18 protein-coding genes are annotated in these 19,446 nt (G+C 67.9%); 10 read left to right on the top strand and 8 right to left on the bottom strand.

Annotation, left to right across the window (positions count from 1 at the left end; all coding sequences use genetic code 11):
- Positions 1-54 precede the first annotated feature (54 nt).
- On the bottom strand, positions 55-1,521 hold the full coding sequence (gene eccD, locus ACZ7M7_RS07005; protein ID WP_472113527.1) for a type VII secretion integral membrane protein EccD: 1,467 nt from the start codon (positions 1,519-1,521) through the stop codon (positions 55-57).
- A gap of 362 nt (positions 1,522-1,883) precedes the next feature.
- Here eccD and eccCa point away from each other — a divergent pair, with 362 nt between their 5' ends.
- The 3 genes from eccCa to ACZ7M7_RS06990 all read left to right on the top strand — a co-directional run bounded on the left by eccCa (position 1,884) and on the right by ACZ7M7_RS06990 (position 7,477).
- On the top strand, positions 1,884-5,861 hold the full coding sequence (gene eccCa, locus ACZ7M7_RS07000; protein ID WP_472113525.1) for a type VII secretion protein EccCa: 3,978 nt from the start codon (positions 1,884-1,886) through the stop codon (positions 5,859-5,861).
- Positions 5,862-6,156: 295 nt separating this feature from the next.
- Positions 6,157-6,432: a hypothetical protein gene (locus ACZ7M7_RS06995; protein WP_472113522.1), complete on the top strand. Its 276-nt coding sequence runs from the start codon at positions 6,157-6,159 to the stop codon at positions 6,430-6,432.
- Positions 6,433-7,213: 781 nt separating this feature from the next.
- Positions 7,214-7,477 carry a type II toxin-antitoxin system HicB family antitoxin gene (locus ACZ7M7_RS06990; protein WP_472113518.1) on the top strand — a complete coding sequence of 88 codons (264 nt, stop codon included), beginning with the start codon at positions 7,214-7,216 and terminating at the stop codon, positions 7,475-7,477.
- Between the two features lie 512 nt (positions 7,478-7,989).
- Here the strand turns inward: ACZ7M7_RS06990 and ACZ7M7_RS06985 are convergent.
- From ACZ7M7_RS06985 to ACZ7M7_RS06965, 5 genes are all read right to left on the bottom strand, one after another.
- A complete protein-coding gene (locus ACZ7M7_RS06985) occupies positions 7,990-9,168 on the bottom strand; it encodes an AAA family ATPase (RefSeq protein ID WP_472113515.1) in 1,179 nt (392 codons plus the stop codon).
- The gene (locus ACZ7M7_RS06980) at positions 9,165-9,974 is read right to left on the bottom strand and encodes a bifunctional DNA primase/polymerase (protein WP_472113511.1); all 810 of its coding nucleotides are present in this window, start codon (positions 9,972-9,974) and stop codon (positions 9,165-9,167) included. The genes ACZ7M7_RS06985 and ACZ7M7_RS06980 overlap by 4 nt, the downstream gene beginning before the upstream one ends.
- Positions 9,971-10,342, bottom strand: a complete 372-nt coding sequence (locus tag ACZ7M7_RS06975) for a hypothetical protein (protein WP_472113508.1) — start codon at positions 10,340-10,342, stop codon at positions 9,971-9,973. The genes ACZ7M7_RS06980 and ACZ7M7_RS06975 overlap by 4 nt, the downstream gene beginning before the upstream one ends.
- A complete protein-coding gene (locus ACZ7M7_RS06970; RefSeq protein ID WP_472113506.1) occupies positions 10,339-10,581 on the bottom strand; it encodes a hypothetical protein in 243 nt (80 codons plus the stop codon). The genes ACZ7M7_RS06975 and ACZ7M7_RS06970 overlap by 4 nt, the downstream gene beginning before the upstream one ends.
- A gap of 536 nt (positions 10,582-11,117) precedes the next feature.
- Entirely contained in the window at positions 11,118-11,306 is a 189-nt protein-coding gene (locus tag ACZ7M7_RS06965; protein ID WP_384186914.1) for a helix-turn-helix transcriptional regulator, read from the bottom strand.
- An 81-nt stretch (positions 11,307-11,387) separates the two neighbouring features.
- Here ACZ7M7_RS06965 and ACZ7M7_RS06960 point away from each other — a divergent pair, with 81 nt between their 5' ends.
- The 3 genes from ACZ7M7_RS06960 to ACZ7M7_RS06950 all read left to right on the top strand — a co-directional run bounded on the left by ACZ7M7_RS06960 (position 11,388) and on the right by ACZ7M7_RS06950 (position 13,989).
- Positions 11,388-11,891 carry a helix-turn-helix domain-containing protein gene (locus tag ACZ7M7_RS06960; protein ID WP_472113503.1) on the top strand — a complete coding sequence of 168 codons (504 nt, stop codon included), beginning with the start codon at positions 11,388-11,390 and terminating at the stop codon, positions 11,889-11,891.
- Positions 11,875-13,029: a tyrosine-type recombinase/integrase gene (locus ACZ7M7_RS06955; protein ID WP_472113500.1), complete on the top strand. Its 1,155-nt coding sequence runs from the start codon at positions 11,875-11,877 to the stop codon at positions 13,027-13,029. Before ACZ7M7_RS06960 ends, ACZ7M7_RS06955 begins: the two co-directional genes overlap by 17 nt.
- Positions 13,030-13,236: 207 nt before the next feature.
- A complete protein-coding gene (locus ACZ7M7_RS06950) occupies positions 13,237-13,989 on the top strand; it encodes an MBL fold metallo-hydrolase (RefSeq protein WP_383632849.1) in 753 nt (250 codons plus the stop codon).
- A gap of 104 nt (positions 13,990-14,093) precedes the next feature.
- On the opposite strand, the gene ACZ7M7_RS06945 is transcribed toward ACZ7M7_RS06950, so the two are convergent.
- Together ACZ7M7_RS06945 and ACZ7M7_RS06940 are read right to left on the bottom strand one after the other, a co-directional pair.
- Complete coding sequence (locus tag ACZ7M7_RS06945; protein WP_383608791.1) at positions 14,094-15,359, bottom strand: PTS transporter subunit EIIC; 1,266 nt, start codon at positions 15,357-15,359, stop codon at positions 14,094-14,096.
- A gap of 187 nt (positions 15,360-15,546) precedes the next feature.
- A complete protein-coding gene (locus ACZ7M7_RS06940; RefSeq protein ID WP_383608795.1) occupies positions 15,547-16,839 on the bottom strand; it encodes a PTS transporter subunit EIIC in 1,293 nt (430 codons plus the stop codon).
- A 150-nt stretch (positions 16,840-16,989) separates the two neighbouring features.
- Here ACZ7M7_RS06940 and ACZ7M7_RS06935 point away from each other — a divergent pair, with 150 nt between their 5' ends.
- The 4 genes from ACZ7M7_RS06935 to rdgB all read left to right on the top strand — a co-directional run bounded on the left by ACZ7M7_RS06935 (position 16,990) and on the right by rdgB (position 19,426).
- Positions 16,990-17,223: a PTS sugar transporter subunit IIB gene (locus ACZ7M7_RS06935; protein ID WP_328427381.1), complete on the top strand. Its 234-nt coding sequence runs from the start codon at positions 16,990-16,992 to the stop codon at positions 17,221-17,223.
- A gap of 130 nt (positions 17,224-17,353) precedes the next feature.
- Entirely contained in the window at positions 17,354-18,091 is a 738-nt protein-coding gene (gene rph / locus ACZ7M7_RS06930; RefSeq protein WP_369276197.1) for a ribonuclease PH, read from the top strand.
- 147 nt (positions 18,092-18,238) lie between these two features.
- Positions 18,239-18,643 carry a hypothetical protein gene (locus ACZ7M7_RS06925; protein WP_383608798.1) on the top strand — a complete coding sequence of 135 codons (405 nt, stop codon included), beginning with the start codon at positions 18,239-18,241 and terminating at the stop codon, positions 18,641-18,643.
- A gap of 180 nt (positions 18,644-18,823) precedes the next feature.
- Positions 18,824-19,426 carry an RdgB/HAM1 family non-canonical purine NTP pyrophosphatase gene (gene rdgB, locus ACZ7M7_RS06920; protein WP_472113494.1) on the top strand — a complete coding sequence of 201 codons (603 nt, stop codon included), beginning with the start codon at positions 18,824-18,826 and terminating at the stop codon, positions 19,424-19,426.
- The last annotated feature ends 20 nt before the right edge of the window (positions 19,427-19,446 follow it).

Raw genomic sequence — 19,446 nt, 5'->3', positions numbered from 1 at the left:
CCGATCCCGTACGTAGTTGTGACCTGGCTCAGCTCACCAAGGCCCCGTTGGCTCTCACGAGGAAAGCGAACGCATCTGCTGGTAGGCGCCGAACACCGCCAAACACAGCGGCAGCAGCGTCAGCAGTACGAAGCTCTCGGCGATCTCCAGGAATCGGCCCCAGAACGGGGTGACCCCCTTGCTCGGCACGACCAGCGCAATCGCGGCGAGCGCCCCGGCGACGACGGCCACCGCCACCGACAGCCACACCAGCCTGATGTCGAGAGCTGAGCCGTCACCCCGCAGCGCCTCCAGGACCATCCGACCGGGCGGGTTGAGGGAGAGACCGAGCCCCAGGAGCACCAGCGAGGCAAGCCCTGCTGCGAGCGTGCAGGCCACCTGGGCGGTGTGCCGGAACAGATGGGCGCGCATCAGCAGGGCCAGACCCGTTGCCAGAGCGAGGAGTTGGGCCCACAGGCCGTCGGAGAACCCGAGTACCGCGGCAGCGGCCGTCGCGACCAGCGCACAACCGCCGGCCAGGCCGAGCAGCAACTCGTGCCCGCGCCGGGCCTGAGCGGTGATGCGGTCGGCGTCGATCGCGGCCGATGCCGCAGTGCCGTCGCCCTCGTCATCGGCGTAGTCGCTGCCGACGGCGGTGCGTGGCGGGTCGAAGCCGATGGGCAGGCGGGCGAAACGCGTGGCGAGGCCCGGCAGGAAGGCGAGGGTGCCCAGGGCGAGCGGGGAGCAGAGTGCCGCGGTCTCCGCCGGCTTGATGTCGGTGAGGATCGAGACGAACGTCAGCAGCATGCCGATGGCCGAGGCGAACGCGAAAGCGACGAAGGGGCCGTCGCCGCTCGGTGTGAGAAACACCAGCACCACCGATCCCACCAGCACCGCGGCACAGGCGAGCAGGAACTGCAGCCTGCCGATGCCCTCCCCGGCCGGCAGCCCAACCAGTCCGCTGCCCGCCACTCCCAGATTCGCGAGGGCGCCGATGCCGAAGGCCACGGACGAGCCGCGGTCGCCGTACACCCGGGCGCGCACCGCGGCGATCGCCAGGAGGACCAGGCCCGAGACGGTGGCCACGATGCCCGGGAGGCCGTGCATGTCGTGACGGACGTCGGAGCTCCAGGCCACGAAGGCGAGCAGCATCAGCAGCACACAGCCGCCGAAGAGTCCTGCGGTGCGCAGGAGTTCGTCGTTCCACAGCGTGCGGTCGCGGGTGACGGCGCTGGCCGTGGCGTGCGAGACGTCGTCGAACACTGCGGGCGGGAGGGAGTCGGCGAAGGGGCGCAGCAGGAGGAAGTCGCCGTCGGCGATGCGCTGTGCGGCGAGTGAGCGTGCCCCGTCGAGGACCGTCCCGTCCCGGCGCACCAGGTGATATCCGACCGGGGCACCGGAGGACGGAGTCTGCCCCGACAGGCGCATGATCTCCGGGTAGAGATGCGCGAGTGGAATGTCATCGGGCAGCGCCACATCGATACGGCTGTCGGGTGCCGCCACGATGATCCGGCGGAAGCCGGTGCTGCGCGTGGTCGGCATCCCCGGTCCCCAATGCTGCCCCGGTCCCGGATGAGCACCCGACCCCGGATGGCCCCCTGGTCCTGGGTGACCGCCGGTGCTTCCCGCCGCTCGAACTGTCGCAGGCACGTACTGCTCCCCCTCGCGGTGCTTCTCAACTCGCGGGCCGCGCCCCTGTCCTGTTCGCGTGTCCGCTCTCATTCCGGTTCTGAATTACCGTGAATGACCCCGAATCCATTGATTATTCGCGGGTGCGCACACGCGTGACGCCACCCTACCGCCCGCCATATCAGTGCCCGCCAGTAGGATCCGGTCCGGATGAAGTCGGCGCCACGGGGGTGCGGACAAGGGCTCTTGAAGTCCGCGAGGGGGACGGGTCAGCTTTGAGCCAGATCGTCGTCAAACGGCCACCGAGGGCCCTGCCTGCCGAGGTGCCCGCCGAGCCAGTGCAGTTGCAATCCCCACCAGAGTTGCCCCGAGGGCAGCAGGAGGGCGCGCTGATGCAGCTGCTGCCCATGCTGGGGATGGGCGGTTCCGTCGTCTTCTTCTTCATGACGCCGAACCCGGTCATGCGCATCATGGGCATGGTCATGATCGCGTCTACGGTCGGAATGGGCATCGCCATGCTCGTGCGGTATCGGCGGGGGACCCAGGGACAGCTTGCCGATATGCGGCGGGACTACCTGAAGTACTTGGCCAAAACCCGCCGTGCGGTGCTTCGTACGGCGCGGCTACAACGGGACGCCCAGTTCTATCTGCACCCGGCGCCCGAGCAGTTGTGGGCCCTGGTCGCCGAAGGCAGCCGCGTGTGGGAGCGGCGGATCAGCGACGACGACTTCGGGCAGGTGCGGATCGGACTGGGCAGCCAGCAACTCGCCACGCCGCTGGTCGCGCCCGAGACCGCTCCGGTGGACGAGCTGGAGCCGCTCACCGCCGGGGCCATGAAGCAGTTCCTCACCGCGCACAGCACCATCGAGAGCCTGCCCATGGCGATCTCGCTGCGGTCCTTCTACCACCTCACCATCAGCGGGGACCACGAGAACCACGTCCGCGCGACGGCACGCGCCCTGGTGGCCTCCCTGGCCTCTCTGCATTCTCCCGACGACCTGGTGGTGGCCGTCGCTGCCGGGCAGGACGCGGCCCCGCACTGGGAGTGGGCAAAGTGGCTGCCCCACGTCCAGACCGATGGGAACGACGGAGCGGGCAGCCGCCGTCTGATCACCACGAGTGCGCAGGATCTGGAGTTGCTACTCAAGGAACAGCTCGAAGGCCGCCCCCGGTTCCAGGCCGGCGGCCAGCCCCTCCTGGAGCAGCCGCACATCGTCGTCGTACTCGACCAGGAGGCGCTCTCGCCGTTGGCGGCGCTGGCGGCGGCCGAAGGGCTGCAGGGTGTCACGATCGTCGAGGTCGTGTCGGGCCGGCTCGCCGGGGCACGTGGCGGTCTCTCGGTCGTGGTGCATCCCCAGTCGCTCCGTCTGGAGGCCGGCGACGGTCTCGTCTATGAAGGGTCGCCCGACCGCCTGAGTCATGAGGCGGCCGAGGCACTTGCCCTCCAACTCGCGCCCCTGTACATGGCGTCCGGCGGCGACTCCGACGAACCGCTGCTCGCCAACCTGGAGTTCACCGATCTCCTCGACCTGGACGACGCGGAATCTGTGGATGTCGGCCGCACGTGGCGCCCGCGCTCCCGTGCCGAACGCCTGCGGGTACCGATCGGGGTCGGCGAGGACGGCACCCCAGTCATGCTGGATTTGAAGGAAGCCGCGCAGGACGGCATGGGTCCGCACGGTCTGTGCGTCGGGGCCACCGGATCCGGCAAGTCGGAACTGCTGCGCACGCTCGTGCTCGGTCTGGCGGTGACCCACTCCTCGGAGACGCTGAACTTCGTCCTCGCGGACTTCAAGGGCGGCGCGACCTTCGCCGGTATGGCGGACCTGCCGCATGTCGCCGCGGTGATCACCAACCTCGCGGACGACCTGACCCTCGTGGACCGCATGGGCGACTCGATCCGCGGCGAACTCAACCGCCGTCAGGAACTGCTCCGCAAGGCGGGCAACTACGCCAACATCCACGACTACGAGAAGGCTCGCTCGGCCGGCGCCGCCCTGGAGCCCATCCCCTCTTTCGTTCTGGTCATCGACGAGTTCAGCGAACTCCTCGCCGCCAAGCCCGATTTCATCGACATGTTCGTCCAGATCGGGCGCATCGGCCGCTCCCTGGGCGTCCATCTGCTCCTGGCATCTCAGCGGCTTGAAGAGGGCCGGCTGCGCGGCCTGGAGACGTACCTGTCGTACCGCGTCGGACTGCGGACGTTCTCCGAGTCCGAGTCCCGCGCCGCCCTCGGGGTTCCCGACGCCTACCATCTACCCAACGTCCCGGGCTCGGGCTATCTGAAGTACGGCACCGACGAAATGGCCCGCTTCAAGGCCGCCTACGTCTCCGGCGCACACCGACCCACGTCCGCCCGAGCCACGACAGGGGACGGCCCGCTGCCGGTGGACCGCCGTCCCGTTCCGTTCACCGCCGCCCCGGTGTCGGTGCACTACGTCCAGTCCGACTCCCAGGCCCAGATGCCGGACCCGCGGGCGGGCGGGGACGACGCGCTGGCCGACACCGTGCTGGACGTCATCGTGCGTCGGCTCACCGGGCAGGGCCCGGCCGCACACCAGGTATGGCTGCCCCCGCTGGACAACCCGCCCTCGCTGGACGCCCTGCTCCCCGGACTCGCCGGGGACGAGGGCCGAGGCCTGACCCAGCCCGGCTACCAGGGCGCCGGCCGCCTCATCATCCCGCTCGGAGTCGTCGACAAACCCTTCGAACAGCGGCGCGACACCCTGTACCGGGACTTCTCCGGTGCCGCAGGCCATATGCAGATCGTCGGCGGCCCGCAGTCGGGAAAGTCGACGCTGCTGCGGACGATCATCACTGGCTTCGCGCTGACCCACACGCCGCACGAAGTGCAGTTCTACGGCCTGGACTTCGGCGGTGGCGGCATGTCCGCCGTCTCCGGGCTGCCCCACGTGGGCGGGGTGGCCTCACGCCTGGACCCGGAGCGGGTGCGCCGCACGGTCGCCGAGGTGTACAGCATCCTGACGCGCCGCGAGGAGTACTTCCGCAGCGCGGGCATCGACTCCATCGCCACCTTCCGCAAGCTGCGCGCCCGCGGTGACATCACCGTGGCGGACCAGCCGTGGGGTGACGTCTTCCTGGTCATCGACGGCTGGGGGAACTTCCGCACCGAGTACGAGGGTCTGGAAGCGGCCGTCCTCGACATCGCCGCGCGCGGCCTGGGCTACGGCATCCACCTGGTCCTCACCGCCTCCCGCGCCATGGAGGTCCGCGCGAATCTCAAGGACCTGCTGATGAACCGCCTCGAACTGCGGCTCGGCGATCCCATGGACTCCGAACTGGACCGCAAGGCAGCCGGAAACGTTCCGGCAGGTGTCCCCGGCCGGGGCGTCACTCCCGAGACACTGCACTTCATGGGCGCGGTTCCCCGCATCGACGGCATCCAGTCCGACGCCGACCTGTCCGAGGCGACCGCCGCCCTGAGCCGCGACGTGGACCGCCACTGGACGGCACCCGGCGCACCGGCGGTACGCCTCCTGCCACGCCACATCCCCTTCGCCGACCTGCCCGCAGCCCTCGCGGAGCCGGACCGCGGCGTCGCCTTCGCTCTCGACGAGAACAACCTGGAACCTGTCTACGTCGACTTCGACCAGGACCCGTTCTTCCTCGTCTTCGGCGAGAGCGAGTCCGGCAAGTCCAACCTGCTGCGCCTCCTCATCAAGCAGATCACTGGTTTGTACGACGGGGACTCCTGCAAACTCTTTGTGATCGACAACCGCCGCTCGCTGCTGGACGCGGCCCCGGCGTCCCACCTGGCCGAGTACGTGCCCATGTCCAACGCCATGGACCACCACGTTCAGGCGCTGGCCGACCTCATGCAGCGGCGCACACCCTCGCCCGACGTCACAGCCGACCAGCTCCGGGCCCGCAACTGGTGGAGCGGCCCGACGATCTACGTAGTGGTCGACGACTACGACCTGGTGTCGACCTCCGGCGGTAACCCGCTCGCCCCGCTCACGGAGCTCCTCCCGTTCGCCCGCGACGTGGGGATCCGCTTCATCGTCGCCAGAAACAGCGCAGGCGCCGGCCGCTCGTCGTACGAACCCTTCATGCAGCGCATCAAGGAACTGGGCGCGCAAGGCGTTGTGCTCTCCGGTGACCCGAATGAGGGCGACATCCTCGGCAACGTACGTCCGCGCCCGATGCCGACGGGGCGGGGGATCTTCGTCTCGCGACGGCGTGGAAACCTGTTGGTGCAGACGGGGCTCATCGGAGAGGAAAATCGTTGCTGAGGCCTGATACGCCCAGCTCACCAGCGACCTGGGATCGGCCTCTACCCGCGCGATGCTGAGCACCGTGGCTCACTTCCGGGGCGTGCTCTGCCCGACGTCATCGGTGATGTCGTCGCCATGGCTGGGGGGCTCGGGAAGTCAGGAACAACACAACTGCGAGACACAATTGCCACTAGAGGCGTCGGCTGTCGGCTGGCACGGGCGTCGGCGGAGCGACTCTGTTGCTAGGAGCAACGGTCGCTTGCACAGCACTCACCGATCTTCTTCCGGCGCCATGCAGCCGAGGGGCACTGCCATGTCCAACGCCGCTGAGCGCACGATGCGCGCACGCATTGCCGCCCATTCTCTCTGGGCGAAGATCGACGACCCCGCCGCCCACACGGCCCCCGCGAGGCGGGCTTTCCTCGACCGCTTCGAACGTGAGGTGGACCCCGAGGGCCGCCTGACGCCGGAGGAGCGTTCGCGTCGTGCCGAGCACGCACGCAAGGCCTATTTCCAGCGCTTGGCACTGGCTTCCTCGCGCGCACGAGCCGCCAAAGCCGCCGCCCGCAGGGGTGGTGGAGTGGTGTGAAACGCGAAGGGGATGCGCGTGCCACCGCCATCCATGCCGCAGCGACCACGGTGGTGGCGGTGATGCGCAAGGCCGATCTGAAGGTGGCGCTCTCGACCAGGGCGCCGAATGGCGAGCAGAAGAACGCTGCACGGAATATCAGGGAAGTGCACCGGGATTGCAACGGAAAGCGAGGTAGAGGGGTAGAGGTGCCCCCACCCCTACCTCGGCATAGCCATACCCTATCCACTATGCCCATTAGTGCATCATTGCAATGGATAGATTAAAAATCAAAAACAATTAACAAAAAGAATTTGCTTCGCCCGAGGCCAAGGGCATCCCTTGATGCGGCCAGGGGAGCGAACGGTTAGCGATGGGGGGGGGAGGGGGTCGGCTGTTGACCAGCCTCGCCGACCCGACCCGACCTCGACCGCGTTTTTTTGCGCGCTGCATTTTTGCCGGGGCGATCTTGGTGAGCGCCTGGCTAACTTCTGTTTCAAAAGGTGAAGCAGTATATCGAGCGTTATGATCAAAACAGGGGGCGACCTGAGCGAGGTGCGATGTGTCGTGTCGCGGCCTAAGACGCTGCCGAGCGTACTAAATCAGACCTCGGCCATAAGGCTTCTGCAGGAGCACGGTTGGACACAAACGGCTGGAGGCCGTCACCAAGTTAAGATGGAGAAGGAAGGCTGTAGGCCGATCACCCTGCCGGATAATCATCGCAGGGACTACCGAAGGGTCTCCGACACGCCATCCTGAGACAGGCCGGGTTCGCCGGTCCTGGTAGCTCGGAGGAGCAGGAATGAGCAGCACCACGCACCCCTACGAGGTGGACTACACCGTCCGCATCCACGCCGAGGGCGATGAAGGGCTGTGGGCTTCAGTCGAGGAGCTTCCCGGATGCTTCGCGGTGGGCAGTACCCGCGCAGAGCTTGAGGATTCCCTTGAGGAGGGCATTGGGCTGTATCTGTCCTCTGAGGTTCGCCAGGTGCGCGCAAAGCTGATCAGCTCTCGCCCGCCGGTCAACGACGATGCAACCGAGACAGTGCGCTTTTTCGTGAGCTGAAGGAGCCAGGGGGAGGAGACATGTTCGGCCATCGCCCGTGTCATCGCGGACCCGGTAGTAATGCACAGCTCCTTCGCGTGGCAGGGTGAACCGGGAGTTTTGCCCTCCTGGACGACGCAGAGAGCGAGTTTAGCCGTGGCCGCACGGCGTCTTCCACTTGTCATGGCCCTCAAAGAGCCAAAGGAGGCCTTGCCGTGTAGGGCGAGGCCGCCTCCCTGAGGGTGACGTTAGCGAAGGAGCGCTACGGGGCCCTTCACCGCCCTGAAGGGCCCCGCCTGTCGAGCAGCGGTGAAATGCCGGTCGCCGACGGCAACGACCATCCCGTTCGTCGCCTCGGCGGCACGAAGGGTGTCGTCGGGGAGATCGGCGACTGCTCCGGCCAGCACCGGGCTGGTGTCGTCATGCCGGATGAGCGCGCGGCCGACGCCGTCCGGCCCACGTGCCGCCGAGGTCTGTTGTCCAGTTGGGTCAGGCGTTCCTGGGGGCTGCCCCCACTGGCCCGACTGGCCCGACTAGTGTCCGGATTGTCCAGTGGGGTCAGTCAGTTCAGTGGGAGCACTCTCCCCAGGGGTTTGACCCGACTGGACGGGCTGGGTTCCCGGCAGGGCCCAGTAGGTCCGTCGCGGGTAGCCGCTGGATGTGGTGACGATCTTCAGGCGGCGCCGGGCGCGCTTCAGGGCGGAGTCGGAGTGCCCGGCCTTCGCCCCGGCGGCTTTGATCGACGCCGAGTCATCCTCGCCGCCGCACTGGGTCAGGTGGCCGGTCAGCCAGTCCCCTGCATCGCGCGTCGCTGTCCGGGTGTCGGGGTCGCCGTCGGCGTCGGCCAGTGCGTCGGAGATCGTGCGGTCAGTCTCGCCCATCCACTTCACGCGGCCGGTGAACACCGGACCCTCTTCGGTGTCGGCGACGTGGGCCGACTCGATGGAGAAGGTGAGCGTGGGCAGATCGATCCGACCGAGGTTGTTCTTGGCCTGGCCGAGGAGCCGCACCGCCTCCTCGTCGGGGTCGCGCATCACGTACAGCACGGCCCGTGCGACGGCAGCGAACGCCCTGGACGCCATGATCTGGGTGAGCGGATCGGAACTGACTGACTTGTTGAGGTGGATGAGCCCCAGCACAGCGATCCTGTGCCGGTCGGCGAGCGCGGTGAGCGGCTCCAGCGCCTGCCGTACCTGTGCGTCCTTGTGGGTGTCGAGATCGGAGGCGAGCCGCGACATGAGCGGGTCGAGGAGCAGGAGCGCGGCGTCGGTCTCGTCGATGACCCTCCCCAGTGCGCTGATGTCGGACGGCAAGATGAGCGTGCCGTCAAAGCCCTCGGCGGTGGTCACGTTCACCTGGTAGACGCTGTCCAGGTCGGCGCCGGCAGCCATGAGCCGGGGAACGATGGTGTGCTCCCACGAGTCCTCAGTCGCGGCGACGATCACGGCCTTCGGCTGTTCCTGGTAACAGCCGGGCAGATTGCCGGTGGTGATGTCGGCGGCGAGTTGGTAGGCGCAGGTCGATTTGCCGATGCCCTCTCGCCCGGCGACAAGACTGAGGCAGCCGAGCGGAATCCGGTCCTTCCAGAGCCAGTGGACGGGGCGGATCTTGAAACTGCCGGCCGGTTTCAGCGAAACGGTACGGCGGCCGGTGTTGACACCTTCATCGGCGTCGCTGGGTTCGCCCGGTGGCGTCCATAGCCTCTCACTCATGCCGTCGTCACCCCCTGGTACGCCGAGCGGAGGTGCCGTTCGATGTCGGCTTCCGTCCACGGATCCCGCGAGCACGGCCACGCCGACACGACGGGCCACACAGCGTCACCCGCCTCCTGCGGGCTCAGCCCTTCATCCCGAAGCGCTCGCACGGCCCAGCAGAGGGCCTGATCCTGGCTGCCGGGCTGGACGTGCGCGAGCCACCCGAGGATCCCGCCCACACCCCTGGGCCGGACGAACGGGGACGAAGAGAACGCCGCCACCGGCTCGCGCTCAGGCGGCCTCAGCATGTCCACCAGCCACGCCGGCGCGGCGACCGGCGCCACGTCCAAGAGAACGGCATACGGCATGGTGTGCGCGGGGTCGTCCACCCGCGACGGCGGAGCGACCACCTGCCCGCCCTCGCCCCGTGTGTCGAGGCCAGCGCCGAGCTTCTTGGCCGAGTTGCCGAGATGGAAGTCGATGCCGTCGTACGTGAAGTAGTGGTGGACCCCTCCGGAGCCGGTACCCACCGTGTAGGTCGGCGGCAGGTCGCTGTTCGCGCGCTCCAGGGCAGCGAGCGTGGCCGACCCACCGGCACAGTCCTTGTCATCCACGTCGAGGACCCAGACGCCCGAGGCCTGGCCCGTGGCAACGCAAACGTTGGCGTTGGGGCGCTCCGTCCACCACCGCCCGATGATGCCGGTATCGGTGGTGGCGCGATCCGGCCAGCCCTTCATGGTCGGGTACTTGCTGCCGGGCGGAGCCCACATGACGCGCCAGCCTCGGGCGGCGTAACGCAGGGCGTGCGAGAGGAAGACGCTCACGACACCGCACCCCCGATCCGTACGGCCCGGCCGATGCGGCGCTGGTCGAACTGCTGCCACAGGGCCGCAGTCTCGGTGGCGACGACGGGGTCCATCGCGGTCGGGTTGAGCCGCTCGTGACGACGCAGTAGGCGAGCCCACTGTCCGTCCTCGATCAGGCGGTGGCAGACCTCGCAGGCGGCCCAGAAGGCATCGAACAGCACCGCGGCGCTGGATCCGGCGAGGCTCCTTGCGAACGGCTGGGCCTCGTAGCGCCAGCTCGGACAAGGGGTGGCACAGAAGTCGCACACGTCTACAGCGGACTTCGAAGCCGCCGCAGCTTCCCTGATGGGGTTCTCGTCGTTGCCGGGGCCCTGTCGCTTGTTCACAACCGCCCACCGCCATCCACTGACTGCGGTGCCGTGAGCAGCAGCACAGCAAGTTTTGACCGCTGCGCATCGGTCAGCGGCGGTGCGGCGTCGACGACGTGGCGGATGTGTTCTTCGAGCCCGGCGGCGCGCAGATCGCGGTGCAACTCGGGGAGCTTGGGGTCGTCCGGTCCGTGATGCCGCTCAGTAGCGGCGATCTCGGCGCAGATCTTGCGGCGTTCGGGGGTCTTCGCAGCCATCGCGGGCATGCCTCCACAGACCTGCCCGATCGAGGAAGGTCCGATCACATGCCCGGAATTTGCGGGTTCCGGGACCCTGCGACTCGCCGCCGCCCAGTGTTCTCTTACAAGGGCATATGCCCTGCGATCAGCTGATCGCAATCCTTACGACGCGCCGGTCCGACTGTGAACCGCGCCACAGCTCCGCAAGCGCGTCGCGGCGGCGTCGTGGCCTCCGGCGACAGTCGGGACACCGCCACTCATGGGTCTCCCGGTTCTCCGTCAATGGCGGGAGCCATCGGCCCTCGATCTTTGGCTGGTGCATGTGCTGTTCGACGCCGGGACGGGGCCTGACGTCCACGACGTCCGTTTCCGGATACACCTCGTTGCGCGTCACGTCGGCGAGATTCCGCCCGCACGGGCACTGAAGTCGCACGGTGGTCACGGCTGTGCCCCCTTCCAGCGAATGTTGACCGTCTCGGGATCGATCCGACCAGAGCCTCGATGGTCGTCGGCTGGTCGCCGTCGAGCCACTGGCCGGGTACGAAGACGGCGAGTCATGCCGCTCCTCGCGACTGCGCGTCGAGCCAGGCCTCTACGTCGGACATGCGGTACCGCACGTGGCGCCCTACCTTGATCGACCTCGGTCCGGTGCCCCGGTAGGTCCACTGGGCGAGCGTCGCCACCGGCAGTCCCAGGTAGCCGGCGAGCTCCGCGCGCGTTATTAGTCTCTGCTTGCTTAGCATCAAAACCTCCTGCGTTGCACTCCTGCGCCCAGGATGCCACCGGAGCTTGGTGGATGCCAAGCAGGTTGGTATGCTGCTTGCGTGGCAGAAGAAGATAAGAGGCGGCAGCACGCCAAGCGCGGACCGGTCGGCGATCAGGTGGCGGAGAACGTGGGCCGCCTTCGAAGCGCATTGCGGAAAACCACGTCCGACCTGGCCGAACATGTCAGCCAGTTGGGTGTGCCCATGACGGCGTCCACCATCACGAAGATCGAGACGCAGCAGCGGCGGGTCACTGTGGACGAGCTGGTCGCTTTCGCCGCGGCGCTGAACGTGTCGCCGGTCACCCTGATGCTCCCGGCCAGCGACGAGGGGCGCGTTCCCCTAGCCGACGGGCTAACGGCGAACTGGTATGACGCCTGGACTTGGATGCATGGGGTCGCCCCACTGGTCGACCCGAGCGCCAAGACCTCCCGGCCCGTGTCGCTTCAGTGGTTGGCGATTAACCAGCCCTATCTGTCCGCAGAGAAGGCGGCAAAGAGGACCTTCACAACCGCCTTCCAGGCAACGGTTGGACAGGAGGAGGACGATGGCCCAAGTAGTTGACCGGTGGCATCTGTCCCGGCCGCCGGAGGAAGCGAAAGCATGCCCGCAGCACAGCACGAAGACCAAGGTGCTCGTGCCCGGGGCCGGTCACGGCAAGGGCGTGCGCTGGCAGGTGCGGTACCGCGATCCGGACCGGAAACAGGTGAAGGAGAACTTCACCACCAAGCCCCAGGCGGAGCGCCGGGCAGCCGAGATCGCCATGGAGCTGGACAAGGGGACGTACGTCCGTCCCAGCGAGCTGCGGATCACCTTCCGTGAATACGCCGAGCAATGGCGCAAGGCGCAACCGCACCGGGCGACCACGGCTCGGGACGTCGAGACCGTCCTGCGCCTATATGTCTATCCGACGTTCGGTGATCGGCGGCTGACGTCGATCCGGCAAGGTGAGCTGCAGGCGTGGCTGACCGGTCTGGTCCGGGCAAGAGGCCTGGCCCCACGTACCGCCAGGAAGGTGCAGCAGAAGGTCTCCGCAGTGTTCAACGCGGCCGTGCGCGACCGGCTGATACCGGCGTCACCCTGCGCCGGGCTGAAGGCCGTGGAGGTCCCCCACGCCGAGGTCGCCCCGCTCACCTCGGCGGAGGTGCACAAGCTCGCCGGCGCCATGCCGGACCGGTACCGGGTGCTGGTCATCCTCGCAGCCGGAAGCGGGCTCCGGGCGGGAGAGCTCTTCGGCCTCCAGGTCAGCAACATCGACTTCCTTCGCCGTACCGTCAAGGTCGAACAGCAGGTGCAGAGGGCGCATCCCGGCGTGGTCGTGTGCCCGCCGAAGACGAAGCATTCGTATCGGACGGTGCCCGTGCCGCAGAGCGTGATCGACGCTCTTGCCGCTCATCTGAAGGCGTACCCGGTGAAGCAGGACGGCTTTCTGTTCGCGGGGCCCGTCAACGCGGACCACTTCGCCGACACCGTTTGGCGCCCGGCGGTCAAGGCGGCCGGGCTCCCGAAGGGCACTCGGCTCCACGCCCTGCGGCACACGTACGCAAGCGTCCTGATCAAGCACGGTAAAGGGCCGAAGACCGTGGCCGCGAGGCTGGGCGACACGGTGGCCGTGGCGATGGCGATCTACGCGCACCTGTTCCCCGACGAGGACGAGGACACCCGCGAGGCGGTCGACGAGTTCCTGCAGGAGGCCGCCTGAATGTGCCCTCAATGTGCCCTCGGATCTTGGTCGAACTGTTGAGCCCCAGGTAGCCCGTATGGCAGCGCCCCACAGGTGAGTTCGCCCACAACAGCCCTTGGCGGAGGAGCGACCGGAGGTTTTGCGCCTTACGCTCGACAAACCGCACGACCCCCGACGCCAAACTTCTCGATCTTCTCATTTTCCGCCAGCGGAGGTTTCTGTTTCATGAAGCTCACCGTCGTCGGCTGCTCGGGGTCGTTCCCGTCCGCGGAATCGGCCTGCTCGAGCTACCTCGTCGAGGCCGACGGCTTCCGGCTGCTTCTCGACATGGGCAACGGCGCCCTGGGCGAGCTGCAGCGCCACTGCGGTCTCTACGACCTCGACGCGATCTTCCTCAGCCATCTGCACGCCGACCACTGCATCGACATGTGCGCGTACTTCGTGGCGCGCTACTACCGGCACGACGGCGGCCGCTGCGCCCCGCTCCCGGTCTACGGACCCGAGGGCACGGAGCATCGCCTGACCACCGCCTACGCCGACACCCCCACCGCCTCGTCCATGAGCGAGGTTTTCGACTTCCACACGGTCAAGCCGTCCACCTTCGAGATCGGCCCGTTCACGGTGCACACGGAACGCGTGGCCCATCCCGTCGAGGCGTACGGCATCCGGATCGAACACGGTGGAAGGACGCTGACCTACTCCGGCGACACCGGCGTCAGCGCGGCCCTGGACGAACTGGCCCGCGACGCCGACCTGTTCCTGTGCGAGGCCGCCTTCACGCACGGCAAGGAGAACATCCCCGACCTGCACCTCAACGGCCGCGAGGCCGGTGAGTCGGCGGCCCGCGCAGGCGCCCGCCGCCTGGTCCTCACCCACATCCCGCCGTGGACCGACCCCCAGGTCAACCTGGCCGACGCGCGTGAGGTCTACGACGGTCCGGTGGAACTCGCGGCGCCGAGGCAGGTATACGAGATCTAGCCCGGTCGGGCACTAGCCCGTACGGGGTTCAGGCCCATATGCGCCCGAAGGCCCCGGAACCTTCTCGGTTCCGGGGCCTTCGTCGTCGTTGACGAGCCGTACGGCTACTTCGCCTCGGCCTTCTGGAGTTCGGCGAGCTCCTCGTCGGACTCGCGGCCCGGCGTCGGCAGGTTGAACTTGGTGATCGCGAAGCGGAAGACCACGTAGTACACCGCGGCGAAGCACAGGCCCACCACGGCCAGGCCCCACGGGTTGGTGGCGATGCCGAGATTCAGGAAGAAGTCGACCGCGCCGGCCGAGAAGCCGAAGCCGTCCTTCATGCCGAGTGCCCAGGTCAGCGCCATGGAGACACCGGTCAGCACCGCGTGGATGGCGTACAGGACCGGCGCGATGAACATGAAGGTGAACTCGATGGGCTCGGTCACGCCGGTGACGAACGAGGTCAGGGCGAGGGAGAACATCATGCCGCCGACGACCTTGCGGCGCTCGGGGCGGGCGCAGTGCACGATCGCCAGACAGGCGGCCGGCAGCGCGAACATCATGATCGGGAAGAAGCCGGTCATGAACTGTCCGGCCGTCGGGTCACCGGCCAGGAAGCGGCCGATGTCGCCGCTCTTGCCCTCGTACTCGCCTGCCTGGAACCAGGGGAAGGAGTTCAGTAGGTGGTGCATGCCGATCGGGATCAGCGCACGGTTGGCGACACCGAAGATGCCGGCGCCGACCGCGCCCGAACCGACCAGCCACTCACCGAAGTTGTGCAGACCGGTGCCGAGGACGGGCCAGATGTAGCCGAAGACGATGCCGATGATCAGGCCCGCGAAGGCCGACAGGATCGGGACCAGCCGGCGGCCGCCGAAGAAGCCCGCCCAGTCGGGCAGCTTGGTGCGGTAGAAGCGCTGGTAGAGGAGGGCGACGACGATGCCCATGACCACGCCGCCGAGGACCTTTGCGTCTACCGCCTGCTCGACCATGACGATCTTGCCGTCGACTATGGCTTCCTTCTTGGGCAGGCTGCCGTCGGTGAACGTGCCCAGCACGTTCTTGAAGACCAGGTAGCCGACGACCGCCGCGAGCGCGGTCGAGCCGTCCGACTTCTTCGCGAAGCCGATCGCGATGCCCACCGCGAAGAGCAGGGCCATGTTGTCGAGGATGGCGTTGCCGCCGGCGGTCATGAAGCCCGCGATCTTCGTCAGGAAGGCGGGGTACTCCGGGTCGCCGAGCATGTCGGCGTTGCCGAAGCGGACCAACAGCGCGGCGGCGGGCAGCACAGCCACCGGCAGCATCAGGCTGCGGCCGATGCGCTGCAGGACAGCCATCGCGCCGGCGCCCTTCTTCTTGTCGGCCGCGGGAGCGGCGCTGGCCGTGGTCACAGGTTCCTCCAGAGGGCATGGCGCCGCCCGGGGAACAAGGCTGGGGACGGCGGCGTCTCATCGCCATGCGGAAACGCCGCATGGTCTACACCACTTAGTGGTGTAGACCTGTTGTAGCACGGTGAAGGGCGGATAAGGAACCCGCGATTTCTGTGACGAATTGGCTACGCCGCCGTCGGCGAACCGGCTACGCCTTCGTCGTGTCCTCGACCTCCTCGTCCGGCTCCCTACCCGGTGTCTTGAGATCGAACTTCGTGATCGCGAACCGGAAGATCGCGTAATAGACGACGGCGAAACACAGACCGATGGGAATGATCGCCCAGGGTCTCGTGGCCAGGTTCCAGTTGATGATGTAGTCGATCAGCCCGGCCGAGAAGCTGAACCCGTCGTGGACCCCCAGCGCCCAGGTCACCGCCATCGACACACCCGTCAGCAGCGCGTGCACCGCGTACAGCAGGGGCGCGATGAAGAGGAACGAGTACTCGATCGGTTCCGTGATGCCGGTGACGAAGGACGTCAGGGCCACCGAGGTCATCAGGCCGCCGACCTCCTTGCGGCGGCTCGGTTTGGCGCAGTGGGTCATGGCCAGGGCGGCGGCCGGCAGGGCGAACATCATGATCGGGAAGAAGCCCGAGGTGAACTGGCCGGCGTCCGGGTCTCCCGCGAGGAACATGTTGATGTCGCCGTGCACGACCTCGCCGTCGGGTGTGGTGTAGGTGCCGAACTGGAACCAGATGGGCACGTTCAGGAACTGGTGCAGGCCCACCACCAGCAGTGCGCGGTTCGCGATGCCGAACACTCCCGCGCCCCATGCGTCCAGGTCGCTCATCCAGTCGCTGAAGCTCTCCAGCGCGTCACCGATCGGCGGCCAGACCCACAGGCACAGCACCGCGAACACGATCGCCACGAACGCCATGATGATCGGGACGAGACGCCGCCCGTTGAAGAAGCCGAGCCAGTCCACCAGCTTCGTACGGTGATAGCGGGCCCAGAAGAACGCGGCCAGCAGGCCAATGACGATGCCGCCGAAGACGCCGGGGTTCTGGTACTCGAAGACGGTCACCGTCCCGTCCTCCACCTGGCAGCCGACGTTCGGGACCGCCGTCGAGCCCCCGGGGCAGTCCTCCGGGAACTCGCGCAGCACGGTGTAGTAGACGAGGAACCCCGCGACCGCCGCCAGCGCCGTCGATCCGTCGGCCTTCTTCGCCATGCCGATGGCCACGCCCACGCAGAACAGCAGCGGCAGGCCGAGCGAACCGTCGAGCAGCGCGCTGCCCGCGCCGTCCATCACCTTCGAGACGTTGTCCCAGCCCAGCCCCTCGTCACCGAACACGTCCGGCTGTCCGAGCCGGTTGAGGATGCCGGCGGCGGGCAGGACGGCGATCGGGAGCTGAAGACTGCGGCCCATCTTCTGCAGACCCTGGAAGGCTTTGTTCCAGCGGGCGCGCGCGGGGCTGATGGCGGAGCTGTCGGCACTCATGGACGCCCCTCGGTAAGGTGGTGTAGACCAGTTGTCGGACGGTTCCGCTGTCGTGACCGCCATCCTTCGGCACGTACGGCACGACCGCTCGCAAAGATGGGCCAACTGTGGGTTACTGCGACAAAGCGGTTCGGATCAGGGAGAAGGAACATGGCCAGCAAGGCTGAGAAGATCGTCGCCGGGCTCGGTGGCATCGACAACATCGAGGAGATCGAGGGCTGCATCACCCGGCTCCGCACCGAGGTCAGCGACCCCTCGCTGGTGAACGAGACCGCCCTGAAGGCCGCCGGCGCCCACGGTGTCGTGAAGATGGGAACCGCCATCCAGGTCGTCATCGGCACCGACGCCGACCCGATCGCGGCGGAGATCGAAGACATGATGTGAAGCGCGGGCGTCGTCCCGGGCTTCAGCCCCTGACGGACCCTCCGCTTCACCCCTGAGGGCCCCTTCCCACCACGGGAGGGGCCCTTGCGCATGTGGGGCTAGGCTCAACGCCATGGCAGCAACCTCTTCAATTCCTCGAATCGACGGCCGCACTCCCGAACAGCTCCGCCCGGTCACCATCGAACGCGCCTGGAGCAAGCACGCAGAGGGCTCCGTCCTCGTCTCCTTCGGTGACACGAAGGTCCTGTGCACCGCCTCCTTCACCGAAGGCGTCCCGCGCTGGCGCAAGGGCAGTGGCGAGGGCTGGGTCACCGCGGAGTACGCCATGCTGCCCCGCGCCACCAACACCCGCGGCGACCGCGAGTCCGTCCGGGGCAAGATCGGCGGCCGTACGCACGAGATCAGCCGCCTCATCGGCCGCTCCCTGCGCGCGGTCATCGACTACAAGGCGCTCGGCGAGAACACCATCGTCCTCGACTGCGACGTCCTCCAGGCCGACGGCGGCACCCGCACCGCGGCCATCACCGGCGCCTACGTCGCCCTCGCGGACGCCATCTCCTGGGCCCAGGGCAAGAAGCTGATCAAGCCCGGCCGCAAGCCGCTCACCGGCACCGTCAGTGCCGTCTCGGTCGGCATCGTCGGCGGCGTGCCGCTGCTCGACCTTCGCTACGAGGAGGACGTGAAGGCCGACACCGACATGAACGTCGTCTGCACCGGCGACGGCCGCTTCGTCGAGGTCCAGGGCACCGCCGAGGCCGAGCCCTTCGCCCGGGAGGAGCTCAACTCCCTGCTGGACCTTGCGGTTTCGGGCTGCGGAGAGCTGGCGGACCTGCAGCGCAAGGCTCTTGATACGGTCCTCGAAAAGTAAAGGGCGCACCAAGAGTAGTTGCGGCTTCGGGCAACCGTGCTGCCATTCCTGGCGTCACTAGGGGTACGGGCGTACGGCACACCGCTGTGCGCCCGGCCAATGCACAACGGGGGCCTGCGAGGCCTGAGCAGGGAGGGAACGTCAAGCATGGCCACGAGCCGACGCCGCCGGAGCCGAATCGCCATAGCCGCCGCAGCCATTGCGGCAGTCGGGCTGACGGCCGGGCTGACCACCGGCTGCGATGCCGTCAACAAGGCGCTGGACTGCGTCAGCACCGCCGACGCCATCGCCGACAGCGTCACGGAACTCCAGCAGGCCGTGGAGAGCGCCGCGAACGACCCGACGCAGCTCGAGGAGTCGCTGACCTCCATCGACAAGAACCTCGACAAGATCGGCGACAAGACGGACAACGCCGACGTCAACAAGGCCGTGGACGACCTCCAGGAGGCCGTCACCAACGTCCGCGACTCCGTCAGGAACGGCGACGAGACCCCGGACATCAGCCCGGTCACCGACGCGGCGGGTGAGCTGACCAAGGTCTGCACGCCGTAACGCTGCGCCGGCTGGGCGGGTACATCTCGTCTGCCGGGTTCTGCGGGTGGGTGGCTGCGGGTTCGGTGTGGCTCGTCGCGCCCACGCGGCGGAGCCGCACATGTCACAGCCCCGCGCCCCTTGCGGGGTGCGGGCGAGGGGGCGTCAAGAGGCATGGGCCCCGGCGCGATACTGGTCCCCATGACCCGCCTCATCCTCGCCACCCGTAACGCCGGAAAGATCACCGAGCTCCGGGCGATCCTCGCCGACGCAGGCCTGCCTCACGACCTCGTCGGCGCGGACGCCTACCCGGAGATCCCCGACGTCAAGGAAACCGGCGTCACCTTCGCCGAGAACGCTCTGCTGAAGGCCCACGCCCTGGCACAGGCCACCGGTCTGCCCGCGGTCGCCGACGACTCGGGCCTCTGCGTCGACGTCCTGAACGGCGCCCCCGGCATCTTCTCCGCCCGCTGGGCCGGCCGGCACGGTGACGACAGGGCCAACCTGGAGCTGCTCCTCGCCCAGCTGGGCGACATCGACGACGTCCACCGCGGCGCCCACTTCGCCTGCGCGGCGGCGCTCGCCCTGCCGGACGGCACGGAGCGGGTCGTCGAGGGACAGTTGCGGGGCGTTCTGCGGCACACGCCGGTCGGCACGCACGGCTTCGGCTACGACCCGATCCTCCAGCCGGACGGCGAGACCCGCACCTGTGCCGAGCTGAGCGCCGAGGAGAAGAACGCGATCAGCCATCGGGGGGAGGCGTTTCGGGCCTTGGTGCCGGTGGTGCGGGAGTTGTTGGGCTGAGAGACGGGAGAGGGGCCGTC

It is taken from the genome of Streptomyces sp. NPDC111606 (assembly GCF_055656945.1).
The sequence above is the reverse complement of the archived record's forward strand: the minus strand, read 5'-3'. Positions and strand labels throughout refer to the sequence as shown.